The organism is Psychrobacter sp. AOP31-B2-9, assembly GCF_052378005.1.
GTDB lineage: Bacteria > Pseudomonadota > Gammaproteobacteria > Pseudomonadales > Moraxellaceae > Psychrobacter.
On the sequence record NZ_JBQSXG010000072.1, the window covers coordinates 1 to 16,040 of the forward strand.

The 16,040-nt window shown below is 41.8% G+C and carries 13 protein-coding genes; 7 read left to right on the forward strand and 6 right to left on the reverse strand.

The window, feature by feature from the left end; genetic code table 11:
- The 4 genes from ACT3SX_RS09250 to ACT3SX_RS09265 form a co-directional block, all read left to right on the forward strand.
- On the forward strand, positions 1-212 hold a 212-nt coding region (locus tag ACT3SX_RS09250; protein WP_444518593.1), incomplete at its 5' end, for a hypothetical protein.
- A gap of 212 nt (positions 213-424) precedes the next feature.
- Complete coding sequence (locus ACT3SX_RS09255; RefSeq protein WP_192518556.1) at positions 425-748, forward strand: hypothetical protein; 324 nt, start codon at positions 425-427, stop codon at positions 746-748.
- A 121-nt stretch (positions 749-869) separates the two neighbouring features.
- Positions 870-1,511, forward strand: coding sequence for a hypothetical protein (locus ACT3SX_RS09260; RefSeq protein ID WP_192518557.1), 642 nt, complete (start codon positions 870-872; stop codon positions 1,509-1,511).
- A 105-nt stretch (positions 1,512-1,616) separates the two neighbouring features.
- Positions 1,617-2,522, forward strand: a complete 906-nt coding sequence (locus tag ACT3SX_RS09265; RefSeq protein WP_192518558.1) for a tetratricopeptide repeat protein — start codon at positions 1,617-1,619, stop codon at positions 2,520-2,522.
- A 32-nt stretch (positions 2,523-2,554) separates the two neighbouring features.
- Here ACT3SX_RS09265 and ACT3SX_RS09270 read toward each other — a convergent pair whose 3' ends face one another.
- Positions 2,555-3,511, reverse strand: coding sequence for a hypothetical protein (locus ACT3SX_RS09270; RefSeq protein WP_192518559.1), 957 nt, complete (start codon positions 3,509-3,511; stop codon positions 2,555-2,557).
- A 129-nt stretch (positions 3,512-3,640) separates the two neighbouring features.
- Between ACT3SX_RS09270 and ACT3SX_RS09275 the strand changes: the two genes are divergently transcribed.
- Positions 3,641-4,414 (forward strand): lysozyme inhibitor LprI family protein, encoded by a 774-nt coding sequence (locus ACT3SX_RS09275; protein ID WP_192518560.1) that lies wholly within the window; start codon positions 3,641-3,643, stop codon positions 4,412-4,414.
- Positions 4,415-4,526: 112 nt separating this feature from the next.
- On the opposite strand, the gene ACT3SX_RS09280 is transcribed toward ACT3SX_RS09275, so the two are convergent.
- Positions 4,527-6,662: an NADPH-dependent 2,4-dienoyl-CoA reductase gene (locus tag ACT3SX_RS09280; protein WP_192518561.1), complete on the reverse strand. Its 2,136-nt coding sequence runs from the start codon at positions 6,660-6,662 to the stop codon at positions 4,527-4,529.
- A gap of 304 nt (positions 6,663-6,966) precedes the next feature.
- Between ACT3SX_RS09280 and ACT3SX_RS09285 the strand changes: the two genes are divergently transcribed.
- Positions 6,967-8,631 (forward strand): AMP-binding protein, encoded by a 1,665-nt coding sequence (locus tag ACT3SX_RS09285; protein ID WP_192518562.1) that lies wholly within the window; start codon positions 6,967-6,969, stop codon positions 8,629-8,631.
- A gap of 456 nt (positions 8,632-9,087) precedes the next feature.
- On the opposite strand, the gene ACT3SX_RS09290 is transcribed toward ACT3SX_RS09285, so the two are convergent.
- The 4 genes from ACT3SX_RS09290 to hemA all read right to left on the reverse strand — a co-directional run bounded on the left by ACT3SX_RS09290 (position 9,088) and on the right by hemA (position 13,520).
- Positions 9,088-9,507: a DUF6691 family protein gene (locus ACT3SX_RS09290; protein ID WP_192518563.1), complete on the reverse strand. Its 420-nt coding sequence runs from the start codon at positions 9,505-9,507 to the stop codon at positions 9,088-9,090.
- Positions 9,508-9,579: 72 nt separating this feature from the next.
- Positions 9,580-10,017 carry a YeeE/YedE family protein gene (locus ACT3SX_RS09295; protein ID WP_192518564.1) on the reverse strand — a complete coding sequence of 146 codons (438 nt, stop codon included), beginning with the start codon at positions 10,015-10,017 and terminating at the stop codon, positions 9,580-9,582.
- A gap of 279 nt (positions 10,018-10,296) precedes the next feature.
- Positions 10,297-11,430 carry an aminotransferase class V-fold PLP-dependent enzyme gene (locus tag ACT3SX_RS09300; protein ID WP_192518565.1) on the reverse strand — a complete coding sequence of 378 codons (1,134 nt, stop codon included), beginning with the start codon at positions 11,428-11,430 and terminating at the stop codon, positions 10,297-10,299.
- 644 nt (positions 11,431-12,074) lie between these two features.
- Positions 12,075-13,520, reverse strand: coding sequence for a glutamyl-tRNA reductase (gene hemA, locus ACT3SX_RS09305; RefSeq protein ID WP_192518566.1), 1,446 nt, complete (start codon positions 13,518-13,520; stop codon positions 12,075-12,077).
- Positions 13,521-14,041: 521 nt separating this feature from the next.
- Between hemA and ACT3SX_RS09310 the strand changes: the two genes are divergently transcribed.
- The gene (locus tag ACT3SX_RS09310) at positions 14,042-15,940 is read left to right on the forward strand and encodes a hypothetical protein (RefSeq protein WP_192518567.1); all 1,899 of its coding nucleotides are present in this window, start codon (positions 14,042-14,044) and stop codon (positions 15,938-15,940) included.
- Positions 15,941-16,040: the final 100 nt, after the last annotated feature.

Genomic DNA, 16,040 nt, shown 5'->3' on the forward strand with positions numbered 1-16,040 from the left:
AAATAAATATTGAGCCTAAAAGTAAGAAATATTTTACTTTAAAAAATGGACAAAAAATATGTCTAAATTCTAACAATCCTAATTTAGAAAAAACTATTTACACACCTTTAAACAAGCAATCATTGTCAGTCTCAATTGCTGGCATAGATGACAAAAATGAAATCTCGATAATTTTTTACAAAAAATTTGACTATCCTTACCTAGTTGAGTAATAAGGAATTTCTAGATGCTATTATTGATACGAAAAAGTAGAATAAGGTGTTTAGATCGAGTAATGAATTCTTATATATTCAATATACTTAAAATAATATTCGTGCTATCAACAACTAGTCTTCTTGGATGTTTCCAAGACTATCCTACGCATAGCCCTCCTATCGAAGGAAGTATTGATATATCGAAAAACAGCAAAGGTGATTTATGTTTTATGCCAATATTCAGTTCTGCCGTCGTTATGGAAAATCCTATAATTTTTAATTATATTAAAATGGAAGAGCTTGCTATATTGGATCCGAATGCTGAAATAAGTGATCATGTCAAAATACAGATTAAACCCAAGAATAAAAATTATTTCAGTTTGAGAGATGGGCAAAAAATATGTTTAAACTCTAATAATCCTAATTTAGAACAAATTACTTATTCTAAGTTAGATAGGCAATTGTTAATAGTTTCAATTGGAGGTTTAGACGATAAGAAAGATCATTTTATAAGTTTTCAAAAAGAGTTTAATTATCCTTATACACCTGAGTGACAACTATCCTTCCATCGGCAGACTGATAGGCGATACGTAGGTAAGCTAATAATCAGAAAGGTATAACCTAATGCAAAAAAAAGTTTTCACTCTGTTGACCCTCATCCTACTGACGTCTTGCATGGCTAACAATGATCCTAATCAGGATCAGGCCAGTGATGCTCCTACTGAAAAACATGACAGCTCAAAAATAAATAATGAGCAAACTATAGAAGAAAAAGAGCAAGTAGTTGACGAACGTGAAGATAATGAAGCCGTTCTACGTCACTTTGTAAAACAATGGAAGAAACCCATGAGTCCTGATGAAAAAGCAAGAAATTATCAATTTTTACTCGAGCTTAGTAAAAAGGGAGATATAAATTTTACCAAAAAAAATTATAGTAAGGCATGGTACGAATATAGTACAGGCTCCATTTACTATCCCTCTCCGAGGGTATTGGTAAAATCAGGAGACGCTTTAATATTAGCGTATATTAGTTCTTCATTCACAATCTGTAAATGTACTCCAAGTGATATAAACGACATGCCAAAAGAGACAAGCATGAAAACTGTTGAATTAGATTACTTAAGATATAGAATAGACAGAGAGTATGGTGTAGCGCTTGCTCTCAACCGTTATTCTAAGATAGATTATAAAAACGAGCAGCGTTTAAGCAAGGAAGAAGAGCAGCAGTTAGTCGAAAAAATAGAGTGTCTAAACGAGAAGCTTGACTTTGAAGCTGAGTCAGCTGACGTATCTATTTTGGCGCCATGTGTTGGTTGATAAATTTCAAAAAGAGGTCGATTGCATACCCGTACCAGAAGGTAAAACGTATGAGCAAGTGAGTCCAAATCAGCCGATTAAATAGTATTTTCTACTGGAGTTTTAATGTATCAAAAAAGAATCACACCTTTAATTCAGCCTTTACTACTAACGACACTGCTATCCAGTAGTTTGATAACTGCTGCTTGTTCAGCGGAGTCTTCAAACACACCTATATTATCTAATCAAAGCACCCCTGCTGAAATATATAAACTCGGACTAGCCTACTATGAGGGCGACTCGGTTCCTCAAAACTATGATAAAGCTTTTGAACTGTTTCAAAAAGCTGCTAACCAGAAGTACTCTGATGCTCAATTTAATCTTGGTGTTATGTACGAAAACGGCATAGGCATTGATCAAAACTATGAAAAAGCAATGCAATGGTATTTGTTAGCAGCTGATAATGGAGACTTTGAGGATCAAAATAATATAGGCTCACTATACTATTTTGGCAAAGGCGTAGATCAGAACTATGATAAAGCTTTTGAATGGTACAAAAAAGCTGCTGATCAAGGGGTAGGTGTAGCACAACTTAATATGGGTGGTCTCTATGAGAACGGTTATGGTGTGCCGCAAGACTGTGACACAGCTTTTGAATGGTATACATTGGCAGCTGACAATGGAGACTTTGATGCCCAAAATAATCTTGGCACTTTTTATGAAAACGGCTACAGCGTACCGCAAGACTATGATAAGGCTTTAGAGTGGTATACCAAAGCCGCTGATCAAGGTTTAGATTTAGCACAACTTAACATCGGTGGTCTCTACGAGAATGGCAACGGCGTGCCGCAAGATTATGACACAGCTTTTGAGTGGTATCAAAAGGCAGCTGATCAAGGCAACCAAGAAGCCAGCAATCGCATCGGTAGATTAGTCATGAATGATAAAATCGACGATACAGGCATTACTATCTACAGCACTCAAGAAACGGGTCTCACATTGGGTGATCTTGAGGGCAGCTTGAGCGAATAGAGATCGTTCTATTAGATATCAACTTAGGTAACCTAACAGTCATATGCTTCGTGATACTCCATCTTAGACTTAATGATCTTTTCGATATGTCTGACGAATATCTTGGTCTCGGGTCGACTATCTTCATCAACGATCAGCAAACCTCCTATCGAAACATAGCAGACGCCAGCAGACTTAGTAGGTAATAGATTGGTCCACTTAGAAAAAATATCATTCTCTAGTTGTACCGTTTGCCAGTAGTTCGATAAATAATAGTCACCTATCGTAGATTGCCACGTACAAACTTCAGACTCCGTGATAACTGATTGAACTGCTAATGGCGTTTGAAACAGTGCCTCTTTGTGTAATCCATCGAATGCTCGGATGACGAAAGCAGCAGGATGGTTTGGGAACTCCTCTCTTTCTCTTGATCGAGGCATACTTTGTGCTTGCTTTGTCTGAAAAGACTCAATAGTACTCATATCAACCTGATCAGCCATTTCAGACTCCAGCTCACGTATAGGCTTTGAGTACAAGGAATCTAAAAGATCTATATCACTTAACGATATAGATAAAGAGCCAATAATTTTTTCGTTATCTTCCTCTCGTACACCGCCATACATGCTAACGCCAATAACACAATTATCAAATGCCCATTCACAGTGCTCTACTACATTATCACTATAGTAATGGCTATCAGAGAAATAGTTTGACCCCGGACCTAAATACGCTATAAGTTTTTTAATAACCTGTTGCCTATTAAATAGTTGTGCTGGGATATTGATCCATATTGAATCAATCAATCGGTCGTCATCTGCTGCACTAAAATGACAGTAAGCAACGTTGAGAGACCAAAACTTAGCTAATTTTATAGTTACTATTTTAGGCATATAACTTTCTTCATAAGAGCGAGTTACCGTATCTTTTTCAGGAAGCTGAGCTTTTATATCAGATAACTTATCACCCCATTTAAATGTCACATCACCGAATAGAAATTCGTTTTTTCTCATGAATGTCTCTTTTAAGATACTGTATAGTCATAATGATATACTTATGTCTATTATTAAGAAAGCTGTTAGGAAGTCTCTAGATTAGATATTAAGCCATTTACAAAAACATCTTCTAGCAATGAGAACACTATGAAAAATCTACTCGTAGCGATACTAAGTATTTTGGGTACTTGCCTACTATCTACGCCTGCAAATGCAGCAAGTTTTGATTGCAACAAAGCTGCTACTTGGGTAGAAAAAACCATTTGCAAAAGTCCTGAGCTTTCTAAGCTTGATGACACAATGGCAAAAAAATATAAAAGCAATCTTGCTACTTCTTCTGATTATGAAGACAGCACAGCTTTTAAAAATAGAACTATTGCGAATCAACGCACATGGCTCATGTTTCAGCGTGATACCTGTAAAAGTGAAGAATGTCTGATACGCGAGTATAAAGAATATATCGAAGAGCAAACCAATTACGGTGTGGCTTGGAGTTTTTCAGATGAGCTAAGTCGTTCTGATTTACCGAGCAAAAGTGCCTTTGGGGATTTTTCTCAAACCTCTCAAATCTCAATATATAATTCAGAAACGCAGAAATGGGAAGATACAGGAGAAGCAACAAACACGGTATCAATTCATAGTGTCGCTAATAAGCCTCACCTTTCCATTATCGAGGGCGTTTTGATTTTTACCAATGCGCATATCTGTGATTTGGGAGAAAGCAAAGCCATATGGTCAGAGAATCATTGGGTCATAAACGATGATCAGCCAGATCAAAGCGTTGATCTGCGTTTATATCCAGCAATTTATCAAGGTAAGAATCAATTGTTATTAAGAGACATGGACGACCAATATAGAAAACTGCACTGCGGTATGCGAGGGTATTTTGACGGGATTGTGTTGAAACGTGGGGTGAGTTAGGTTTGCTAATTTAAAATTAGACTTCGCTGAACATTTTCAAATCGGCAGGTTTTTTATACAAAAAAGGCAGCAAGGTAAACAACCTCGCCACCTTTATGTTTTGATCTAATATTTATATCCCAACCGCAACCTCAGCCCCATCACGAATCGCACGTTTGGCATCTAGCTCAGCTGCTAGCTTAGCACCGCCGATTAAGTGATACTGCGCATCTGGTGCATCACCGACATTTGGCATCAGCTCAACAACAGACTCTTGACCAGCACAGACGACAACGCTATCAACACGTAATAACTGGCTTTGACCTTGACTGTTGGTGACCCAAATACCTTCGTTGGTGATTTTGTCATACTGCACACCCGCGACTTGGATGACGCCGTGTGATTTGATATGCGCACGATGCACCCAACCAGAGGTTTTATTCAATCCACTACCCAAGCGGCCTTTGCTACGCTGCATGAGGTAAACTTGGCGAACAGGTTTAATGGCTTCAGGCTTAACCAAACCACCATCCGTTTGATAATTGACATCATTGGTCACGCCCCACTCTTCACGCCACTCACTAATAGACTGCGGTGTGGTGCGATAGCTTGGATCTTTTAGCGCATCAGGGCCAATTTCATCCAGCGACTGGCCATGATTAGCGGTTAGATATTCACTGACATCAAAACCAATACCACCAGCACCGATGACAGCTACAGTATTGCCAACTGATTTCTCGCCAGAGAGCAGCTCAGCATAACTCATCACTTGTGGTAACTCAGCACCCTCTAATTTACCTTCTAGGCTTCTAGGCACGACACCTGTTGCCACGATGACGTGATGAAACTTGGCTTGTTCGATCATGGCTTTATCAACCTTAGTATTGAGTTGAATCTCAACACCTAAATGCTCAAGCTCATTGATATAGTAGCGAATGGTCTCAAAGAACTCTTCTTTACCAGGGATGACTTTGGCATAGTTGAACTGACCGCCCAAGACATCTTTAGCTTCGAACAATGTCACTTCATGACCACGCAGCGCTGCCACATGTGCCGCTGACATACCTGCGACACCGCCACCGATAACCGCTACCTTTTTAGGTTTTTTAACTTTTTTATAGACCAGTTCAGTTTCATGACAAGCTTGAGGATTGACCAGACACGTTGAGCGTTTGTTTTCGAACGTGTGATCGAGGCAGGCTTGGTTACAGGCGATACAAGTATTAATACGGTCCGCTTGACCATTTTTAGCTTTATTGACCCAATGGGCATCAGCTAAGAATGGACGCGCCATTTGAATCATATCAGCTTGACCTTTAGCGACGATGTCTTCCGCTGTTTCTGGCATATTGATGCGGTTGGCCGCCATCATTGGGATATTAATATGCTTTTTGATTTCAGCGGTAAAATCAACAAAGGCTGCCCGTGGTACGCTCGTGACAATGGTCGGAACACGCGCTTCATGCCAGCCAATGCCAGTGTTCATGATGGTCACGCCTGCTTCTTCTAGCGCTTTTGCCACGGTGATGACTTCGTCCATGACGTTACCGTCTTTGACCAAATCAATCACTGACAGACGGAATAGAATAATAAAATCTTCACCGGCAGCGGCACGAACCGCTTTGACCACATCAACAGCGAACTTCATACGGCCGTGGATATCACCGCCGTAAATGTCTTCACGCTGATTCACATGACGCGATAAAAACTGGTTGAGCAAGTACCCTTCTGAGCCCATGATTTCGACACCGTCATACCCTGCTTGCTTGGCAAGCTTGGCTGAACGAGCGTAGTCTTTTACCGTCTGCTCGATGTTTTTAATACTCATCTTGCGCGGTTTAAATGGTGAGATTGGCGATTTAATCGGACTTGATGACAGTACAAAAGGATGATAACCGTAACGCCCGCTATGCAAGATTTGCATAATGATTTTGCTGTCGTGCTTATGAGCCGCACGGGTCACACGTTGATGGTTCATAACGTCGGCTTTGGTGTTCATGGTACCACCCGCAGGGAGCAACCACCCCTCGCGATTGGGTGAGATACCACCTGTAATCATCATCGCCACGCCGCCTTTTGCACGCTCTTCGAAATATGCTGCCAACTTGCCGTAATTATAAAAACGATCTTCAAGTCCTGTATGCATAGAACCCATAACCATACGGTTTTTAAGCGTCGTAAAACCCAAATTGAGTGGTTCAAATAAATGTGGATAGTATTGGTTGGTATTGGCAGTTTCAATCGGCGTGGCAGTGCGGCTGGCTGACATATCATTTTCCTTATGAATGGCTTGCGGGACGTAACATGACTCATATCCTAACACACCGCTATTATTGTCAGCTATGCAGACAAACGACTGGTGAGTGGACATTATATTAACGACAGTAGACACCTCTACAGTAACTGGTTAAATAAACACCAAAAAATCAGTACAATTGTCTGTTATGACCGTTTATAATCATTAGATGCTGATACCGTCGATTAGAATTAGCACGGGCTTGGTCCTTCGACCATAGCGCTGACCGCGACTAAGATATTAGCGAATTTAAAAAACAGGATAAAGGATTATCTTCATGACAGACTTCCACACTGGTCTTGGCAAAAATGCGGCCAACCATCAACCACTAACCCCTATTGACTTCATTATTCGCAGTGCGCAGGTGTACCCTGACAAGACTGCCATCATCTACGACGATCTAGAACACAACAACCTTACTCAAACATGGCAACAGACCTATGATCGTTGCAGGCAGTTAGCTGATGGACTACGCAAACTGGGGGTTGATAAAAATGATACGGTGGCAGTAATGATGCCGAATACGCCAGCGATGATCGAATGTGCCTTTGGCGTACCCATGTCAGGTGGCGTGCTCTGTACTTTAAATACCCGACTCGACATCAATGCCCTCACCTTTTGTCTGCAGCACTCAGAGGCTAAAGTTCTCATTTTAGACAGTGAGTTTGCTGAGTATGCCGAGATTATCGATGAAACTTTTCCCAACTTAATCGTCATTCATGCGACAGACACTGCCATCAAGGTCGAACGATTTGGACAAATGAGCTATGAGGAATTGGTTGCTAGCGCTGACAGTTTAGACAACTGGGAAAAACCATTAGACGAATGGGACGCGGTTGCACTGAATTATACCTCTGGTACAACAGGCAAGCCCAAAGGGGTGGTCTACCATCATCGTGGTGCCACACTAAATGCCGTCTCTAATATTTTAGATTGGGATATGCCCAAGCATCCGATGTATCTCTGGACGCTACCACTGTTTCATTGTAATGGTTGGTGTTTTCCGTGGACTATTGCAGAGCGTGCTGGTGTCAATGTCTGCTTGCGCAGGATAGATGCAGACTTGATTTTACAGCTGATTGCTAAGTATAAAGTCAGCCATTATTGTTCAGCACCTGTGGTACATAATATGATTGCAGGCGGCAAACCTGAATATAAACAGGCGATTACCCATCAAGTCAATGGCTGGGTCGCTGGGGCACCACCATCTGAAACCATGCTAGCGGCAATGGAGAAAATGGGCTTTCATATTTCTCACGTTTATGGCCTCACAGAAGTATATGGGCCAGTGACGGTCTGTGCAGAGCAAGAAGACTGGGATGAGATAGATGTCGCCGCTCGTGCCCAGAAAAAATCACGCCAAGGGGTAATATCTCACCTCATGACGGGATTTGAAGTGTTCAAACAAGGTACCACTGAGCCCGTCACAGCCAATGGTGAAGAGATGGGCGAGCTAGCACTGCGTGGTAATATGGTGATGAAAGGTTATCTTAAAAGCCGTAAAGCCACCGAAGATGCCTTTGCTGATGGCTGGTTTCGTACGGGTGACTTGGGTGTCAAATACCCTGATGGCTACATCAAAATCATGGACAGGCTTAAAGACATCATCATCTCAGGCGGTGAAAACATCTCTAGTATCGAAGTCGAAAATGTTCTGTATAAAATGCCTGAAATTGAAAGCTGTGCCGTCGTTGCCGCACCACATGATAAATGGGGTGAAGTACCCGTTGCCTTTATTGAAATTCATGCAGGCAATACTTTACAACGCGACACCGTGATGGAACATTGCAAGCAACATTTAGCAAGCTTTAAAGTACCAAAATATATTATCTTTGCTGAAATACCAAAGACCAGTACTGGTAAAGTACAAAAATTTGAACTGCGCCATGCAGCCAAATCATTGGCACACGAAACACCAAAAGTCACGGCTAGCGCTCAATAAAGCGGTAATTTATTAAATTACAACTCATAAAAAGGTCAGCTATATATAGCTGACCTTTTTTGCGAACACTAGGGCGTGTTGAACATTCAAATGTTAGGACTGCTGATCGCTAAAATTGCACCAAACTAGGCGCAAACCGACGATAATATCGAGATCTTAGCTAGGCTTGCAACAACGTTTGGGGTGATTTTAGCATCAGCCCTTTGGGGCAGTACTCTTTTTTGCCAATATATGGCGAAATTGTTTAACCTAGAATGACTAGGCATCAAAAATTTCACTGCATATTGTCTAAAAAATAGTCACTGCCAGCACCACATTTGAATGTTCAACACGCCCTAACCTATTTATACTGTAATTGGTTCAATATAATTTGGAGATAAAGAAGCCAAGTAAAAGCACTCCAAATAGTAGACTAAGCGAGGCTGTTTGAGCGCTAGTTTATAGAGAACTCATCTATCAGCCCAGTTTGGGCTCAAGCCATTGATAAATCAACATACCGATGATCATGGCGGGGATAAAGACATAAGCCTGCCATTGCCCTGTGCCAAGCAGCACAATACCTGGTCCTGGGCAGATACCCACCAAACCCCAACCGATACCAAACAGCATCGCGCCGATGAGGAGCTTTTTATTAATCACCGTTTTGCTCGGCAGTTCTATCATTGTACCGATCCAGCTAGTCTGTTGGCGCTTGGCAAGTTGCACACCAACGATTGCCACGATTAATCCACCGCCCATAACCAATGCAAGGGAGATATCCCATGCACCAAAGATATCTAGAAACCCTTGTACTTTCACAGGATCAGTCATACCAGATATTAGCAATCCAAAGCCAAACAGCAACCCTGCCACTAATCCAATCAAATTTTTTAACATTGTCGTTTCTCGCTATTATTTCTTATCAATACAGCTTCTTATCAATACAGCTAAATACGGTCTTTGCCTTTTCTAAATCAAGCCTAAAATCTGCCGACCGATATAAACCGTCACAATACCAAAAAACATAAAAGTCGCCGTTGCTGCCATCGAACGTGGAGACAAGCGCGCATTACCACAGATACCGTGGCCACTAGTACAGCCAGATCCCAAACGTGTCCCGAACCCAACCAACAACCCTGCACCAATTAATAATGGCAAAGAGCTGCTGATTGCCACCTCAGGCAACGGTTTGACGATGCTATATAAGATTGGCGAGACGATGAGACCTACGATAAATAGCACTTGCCACATCTCTACGCGCTTGGGCTTCAACAAGCTAGAAAAAATACCGCTAATGCCTGCAATACGTCCGATACCGAGCAGCAATATGACCGTTGCCACACCTAGTATTAGACCACCTACCAAGGAAATTGGCGTAAATGCTTGCCAGTCTATCTGTATATTCATATTGTTTACCCAGTCTTATGTTTATTAGAAACAGACTTCAATAATTAATTTATATAAATACATTATATTATAAAATATAATAAAAAGCCAAAAAAAATACCGAACCTAGCATAATGCTGTGGCTCAGTACTCTTTTATTCTAAAAAACCTATCTAATACCATGCACAAAAATTAGAGTAGCAAGGAAAACGAGTGCAAGTGCTACTCACTGTAGACTAAACAAGTTTGACACCGCTAATCGTATTTTTTGGGATTGGTATAACCTAAAAAACTTACTTACTATTCAGCCAATACTTCATCAAGTACTGACTCAAAACGCGAAACCGCACCATCAACATCAGTTAATTTGTCTAGACCGAATAAGCCCAAGCGGAAGGTCTTAAAATTATCAGGCTCACCCACTTTAAGTGGTACACCAGACGCAATCTGCATACCTGCTGCTGCAAACGCACTACCTTTATGCATATCATCACGGTCGGTATAAACCACGACAACACCTGGCGCTTCAAATCCCTTCGCCGCCACGCTTTCGATACCTTTGTCGGCAAAGACTTGACGAATACGATTGCCCAGTTCCCACTGCGCATCACACAATGTATCAAAACCAACTTTTTTGGCTTCTAAAATAGTATCGCGGAACTGACGCAAGCTGTCCGTTGGCATGGTCGCATGATAAGCATGGCCACCGTTCTCATAGGCACGCATTATATTTAACCACTGCTTCAAGTCTAGGCTAAAGCTATCAGACTCCGTGCTGTCTACTTTTTTGACAGCAGCATCGCTTAACATGACCAAACCAGCACACGGCGTACTACTCCAACCTTTTTGTGGCGCGCTAATAAGAACATCGATACCTAAAGCTTGCATATCCAACCAGACACAACCTGACGCGATACAGTCAATGACCAATAAACCGCCTACGCTATGCACGGCAGCACTTAATGCTTTAATATAATCCGCTGACAGAATAATACCTGATGAGGTTTCAACGTGTGGGGCAAATACGACTGCTGGCTTTTCTGCTTTAATCTTAGCAACCGCTTCATCAATATCAACAGGTGAAAATGGTTTTGGCGTATCACCTTCTTCACGGTGCGCAGTCAATACGGTGGTCGACTTGGCAATCTTGCCTTTTTCTAAGATTTGCGTCCAGCGATAGCTAAACCAACCATTACGGATGACCAGACAATCTTCATCATTTGCCAATTGGCGTGCTACGGCCTCCATACCAGAAGTACCAGAACCAGGAACGATAGCAACAGCATCAGCGTTATACACTGATTTCAGCTCACTAGATAAGTCATTCATCACTTGCTGAAAGACTTTCGACATGTGATTAAGGGCACGGTCAGTATAGACCACTGAGTATTCTAATAAGCCGTTTGGATCAATATCTTGGCGTAATGCAGTCATGGGACACTCCTAGTTTATTGTTAGGTAATTTAATAATTCTTAATGATTGGCTACAAAAAAAATTCAGAAAATAAAATCCAAATATCAAAAAGTAGACACTAAAATTCAAACACTCTCTAAACAACTCTAGCCAATATTAATCGTATACGCCTACCATTCACAAAAATTAGAGTAGCGAGAGGAAGTACTACGCATGATAGATTAAGCAAGTTTGATGCGGCTAATCGTGCTTTTTGGATTTGGTATAATATCGAGTAATAATCGAGAGTATGATGCAGGGTTGACGATATAGCACTTTATCCTAGTGCTATTGCCGTTGGTAACCATGTCTTTTACGCATTCGTTTTATTAACTTTAAATCAAGTTATATAAAGATAGATGCGCCGTTATAGATGCTACACGGTGGTAGATTGATAACGAGAGTTATGGGGTATTAATGAGATGAACAGGTAGAGATCTAGCTGGCACTAAAACTTCTAGCACATGACCATTAGCAAGTTTTGACATATTATCATCACTTAATATGCTCATAACAGCTTGATATTAGCACTGATAATGTAGGTTGACAACGATATGTTTATGCGATGACTTGCGCCAGCTCATATCAAGAGGTTTTGATAAGTTACCTGATCAATAAATAGCGGCTATCGATGACTGCGATGCGCATCTTGTAGTCCCGACACCACAAAATCCAGCAGCTCACTATCACCCTCTCGGGCAGCCTTGCGCATCAGCTTCGATGGTGCGTGTGTCAATGTCTGAGTCAGACGGCGTGACAGCTCAGTGATGATTGCTTCGGGAGTGGCATTGTTTTGCTGCAATTGAGCTAAGGACTCATGTAATAGCTTATCTACCTGACCTTGCGTACACGATCGATACTGCTCAATATCTTTACCGACTTGGCGCACTTGAAAGCGACGATCCATCTCAACGACCAACTGACTGACCAGTAACTCCGCATCTACAGCTGCTTGCCTGCGCTGCTCGATGTTACCCGCAATGACATGCTGCAGGTCATCGACAGAATACAAATAAATATCATCGATACGGCTAATGGTCGAGTCGATATCTCGTGGTACAGCCAAGTCAATCATCAACATAGGCTGATAACGACGACGCTTTAGCGCCTGCACAGTCATGGTTTTATCAATTAACAAATCCATACTACCACTACAACTACTGACAATATCAGCATCCGCCAATACTTGCGGCAGCTCTTGTAGGGTTCGGACTTCCACACGGCGATTAGGATTGCGCAATTCCGCCGCCAATGCTTCCGCCCGCTCAGGATTGCGGTTGCAGATAATAACACGCCCAACGCCAAGACCTGCGATATGCGTGGCTACCAGTCGATTCATCTCCCCTGCGGCAACGACCAGTAAAGTACGACTAGGTAAGTCATCAAATATTTGTGTGACCAACTTGGCGGCTGCATAGCTAAGCGAGACCGCTTGGGTACCTACTTTGGTCTCGTTACGCACTCGCTTCGCAGCAGCAAACACTTGGTCGACGACCCAACCAAGCTGATTACTCAGTGTGTTTTCCTCTTGTGCAAGGTGTACTGAGCGCTTGATTTGACCCAGTATCTGCGGCTCACCCAATATCATAGAATCTAACCCTGCAGCGACGCGGAGCCAATGAGTCAATGCGTGAGTATCACGATGCACATAAAGGTATGGGTCAACCTCAGTAAGAGACAATTGCTTAAAAGTAGCCAACCATGTTTTAATTTTGATAATATGAGCACTGATAGCAGCAGAAGACAACGTGGCACTGCTACTAAAGGCGTTATTAGAAACTGGTGCTATAGCAGGATTTGCTACTTGCGCACCTGCGGAAGGGGAAACCAACACTTGCGAGGCTGATTTTTGTGAGACTGAGCTTTGTGATGCCGGTTTTGAAGTGGCCAGAGTTTGTGGTACTAGTGCGTAAATCTCAGTTCGGTTACAGGTGGAAACGATTACGCTACCATCTGTTAATGCTTCTAACTGTTTGAGCGCGACATTCACATCGTCACCTACTAGCGCCAAGCGCTCTCTTAGAGCGACTGGTGCAGTTTTGTGATTGACTCCGATAACCACTAATCTCATTATTGATAGACCATAAAAATGACGCTCACCTGCCAGCCCCACTATCTTATTATTTTGAAAAGACAGTTTTGAGTGACAACGTTGAAAGGAGTACCCTAAAAATCGCTCATTATATCATTATTGCTGGCTTTAATTAACACTCACCCATCTATGATAGCTATTTGATTGTATCTGGGCATACATGTAACAAATCAACCACTCATATGATTGGTAAAGCCAATATTTATGTTTTAGCAAATGTTTATAAAAACTGACATAAACTATTCGCCTCCTCCACGCTAACTTGTTATATTTCTATAGTATGCCAACCAATATAAATAGTCAGAAAGCCATACTTTGCTAAACAGTAGTCAGTAGAAAAACTATTACCAATATTTGAGTAACACGGCCACTATTGTTTATAACATCCATCTACTCTTATAATGTTTATCATCGGTACTCATTACCAACAATTAGTCTGCAGCGCTGACAAGATAATTTTCTTATCAGCATAGGTACACAATGGGCAAACACGGTTATCTATGATTTTCTTTGGGTCATTATTTCAATCAAAACTTGCACATGACGACCAATTTGACCTTCGTGCTTTATGGCATGGCATTATTGAACGTCTGTGCCAACGTTATAAGCTAACACTATCGTTGGCCGTTTGCTTATGCCTCGGGTCTTCGTCTGTGTATGCCAGCCAATATGTGCTATTGCCCGAAGACGCCAACACAACCACCACATCGGTTGCTGTAAAAAACGAAACTGTGTCGAATCTTAAAAATATACAGACCATAGAAAACATAAACAGTTTAGCGCCCACAACCTTATTGCAACCTGAGCTACAAGAACCAAGTTTATATGCACTATTAGATGCCGAGTTTGCAGCCGATCGTGATGATAAACAACGCGCAATAGCTATTTATAAGCAGCAATCTTTTAAAGAAGACGCGACTGCAGTATTTGAGCGAGCACTTAGTTTGTCTTTGCGTAATGAAAGAATTGAAGACTCATTGCAGTTTGCCAAAACATGGCAAGATCAAAACCCTGATCACGTGCCCGCTTGGTTTTATGTGGCGCATTTAGCCCTACGCGCCCACGACTACCTACTCGCTGGCGAAACCTTAAACCGTATTTTACGTTATGATCCTCGAGCAGATCTCAGCGAAATTCTTATCGGTATTTATCCCAATAACGATCAAGACAAACGTGAACTACTCGCGGCACTGCAACCACTTGATAGCGAACAAAATGCTTCACTCTCCGTGTTAAAAGCCGGTTTGCTTTACCAGTTTAATGAGCCTGAAAGTGCCATTATCCATATCAACCGTGCTTTAGAACACCAACCGGATTACGTACCTTTTATCACACTGAAGGCTGACATATTGCGCAAAATCGTAACCGCTGAAACGGTTGTTAACTACGTCAGTCAAGCACGCTTGCGCAATCCAGACAGTAAAAGCTTATATCTGTATGAAATTCGCTATTTGCTGGATTTGAAACAAAGCGAAGAAGCATGGGAGCTATTGCTCGACGCACACGAGCATTTTAATGATGATGCCGAAATCACCTTGCTAGCGGCGCTGGTAAGCTTGGATATCGAAAAGTATGATAGTGCGGACCAATTACTTAATATGCTCGCAAAAAACCAAGCTTATCTGGATCAAGCTTATTACTATCTCGGTATCAGTGCCGAGCGCCAACATAACTTTGAACAGGCTAAATACTATCTTAATAGCGTCATGCAAGAAGATTTAGTGTTAGAAGCCCGTAGGAAAGTCGTTGCACTTGACTTACTCAATGACGATACCGAAGCGGCAATAGCAACCTTAAAAAAACTGCGCAAAGATTTCAGTGTTTTTGCACCAGATACCTTCGTAATGCAAGCAGATATTTTACGACAGCAAAATAAATCTGACGATGCCCTGCGTCTGTTAACGCAAGCCGCTCGTCAATCTCCTAATAATGAGATGTTACTATTTGCCCGTATCCAACTGCTAGACGACAAAGATGATTACGTCGTTAAGCGCACACTGCTCAATCACTTGCAAGCATTGGATCCTAGTAATTTATCGTATCAGCTCAGCTATGCTCAGCTATTATTGGCCAATCAAAACAGTTCTGAGCAAGGTCTCAAGCTAGCAACAGCTATCATTCAAATTCGCTATGATGACCCACGTTATGACAATGAGCTGCATCTACAAGCACTCAACGTCCTAGCAAGCGATGCGCTGGCCAACGAAAACTACCAACAAGTTATCAACTACCTGCAGACACCTTATGATGTACTGCCAACCTTACGCTCAGGGGCTTTACTACTTCGCGCTTATCAAGGCCTAGGTAACAATGTAAAAGTTGAGTCATTACTGGCAGACTTGCAGCAGCGTTTCTCATTTGGTCAGCATAATATCAATGACCGTACGCAACTGTATTAGTATTAATATGAGAGTATGCAAATTCTAGATTTTTGCTTACAAGGCACTTATAAGAAGCTAACAGCGGCGCATAACTGAGTAACAAATAACATTTAAGCTA

Excerpts from the sequence above, each read along its gene's own strand:
- ACT3SX_RS09255 (WP_192518556.1), top strand. The coding sequence starts at position 425 with ATGCCAATATTCAGTTCTGCCGTCGTTATGGAAAATCCTATAATTTTT.
- ACT3SX_RS09260 (WP_192518557.1), top strand. The coding sequence starts at position 870 with ATGGCTAACAATGATCCTAATCAGGATCAGGCCAGTGATGCTCCTACT.
- ACT3SX_RS09265 (WP_192518558.1), top strand. The coding sequence starts at position 1,617 with ATGTATCAAAAAAGAATCACACCTTTAATTCAGCCTTTACTACTAACG.
- ACT3SX_RS09270 (WP_192518559.1), bottom strand. The coding sequence starts at position 3,511 with ATGAGAAAAAACGAATTTCTATTCGGTGATGTGACATTTAAATGGGGT.
- ACT3SX_RS09275 (WP_192518560.1), top strand. The coding sequence starts at position 3,641 with ATGAAAAATCTACTCGTAGCGATACTAAGTATTTTGGGTACTTGCCTA.
- ACT3SX_RS09280 (WP_192518561.1), bottom strand. The coding sequence starts at position 6,662 with ATGTCAGCCAGCCGCACTGCCACGCCGATTGAAACTGCCAATACCAAC.
- ACT3SX_RS09285 (WP_192518562.1), top strand. The coding sequence starts at position 6,967 with ATGACAGACTTCCACACTGGTCTTGGCAAAAATGCGGCCAACCATCAA.
- ACT3SX_RS09290 (WP_192518563.1), bottom strand. The coding sequence starts at position 9,507 with ATGTTAAAAAATTTGATTGGATTAGTGGCAGGGTTGCTGTTTGGCTTT.
- ACT3SX_RS09295 (WP_192518564.1), bottom strand. The coding sequence starts at position 10,017 with ATGAATATACAGATAGACTGGCAAGCATTTACGCCAATTTCCTTGGTA.
- ACT3SX_RS09300 (WP_192518565.1), bottom strand. The coding sequence starts at position 11,430 with ATGACTGCATTACGCCAAGATATTGATCCAAACGGCTTATTAGAATAC.
- hemA (WP_192518566.1), bottom strand. The coding sequence starts at position 13,520 with ATGAGATTAGTGGTTATCGGAGTCAATCACAAAACTGCACCAGTCGCT.
- ACT3SX_RS09310 (WP_192518567.1), top strand. The coding sequence starts at position 14,042 with ATGATTTTCTTTGGGTCATTATTTCAATCAAAACTTGCACATGACGAC.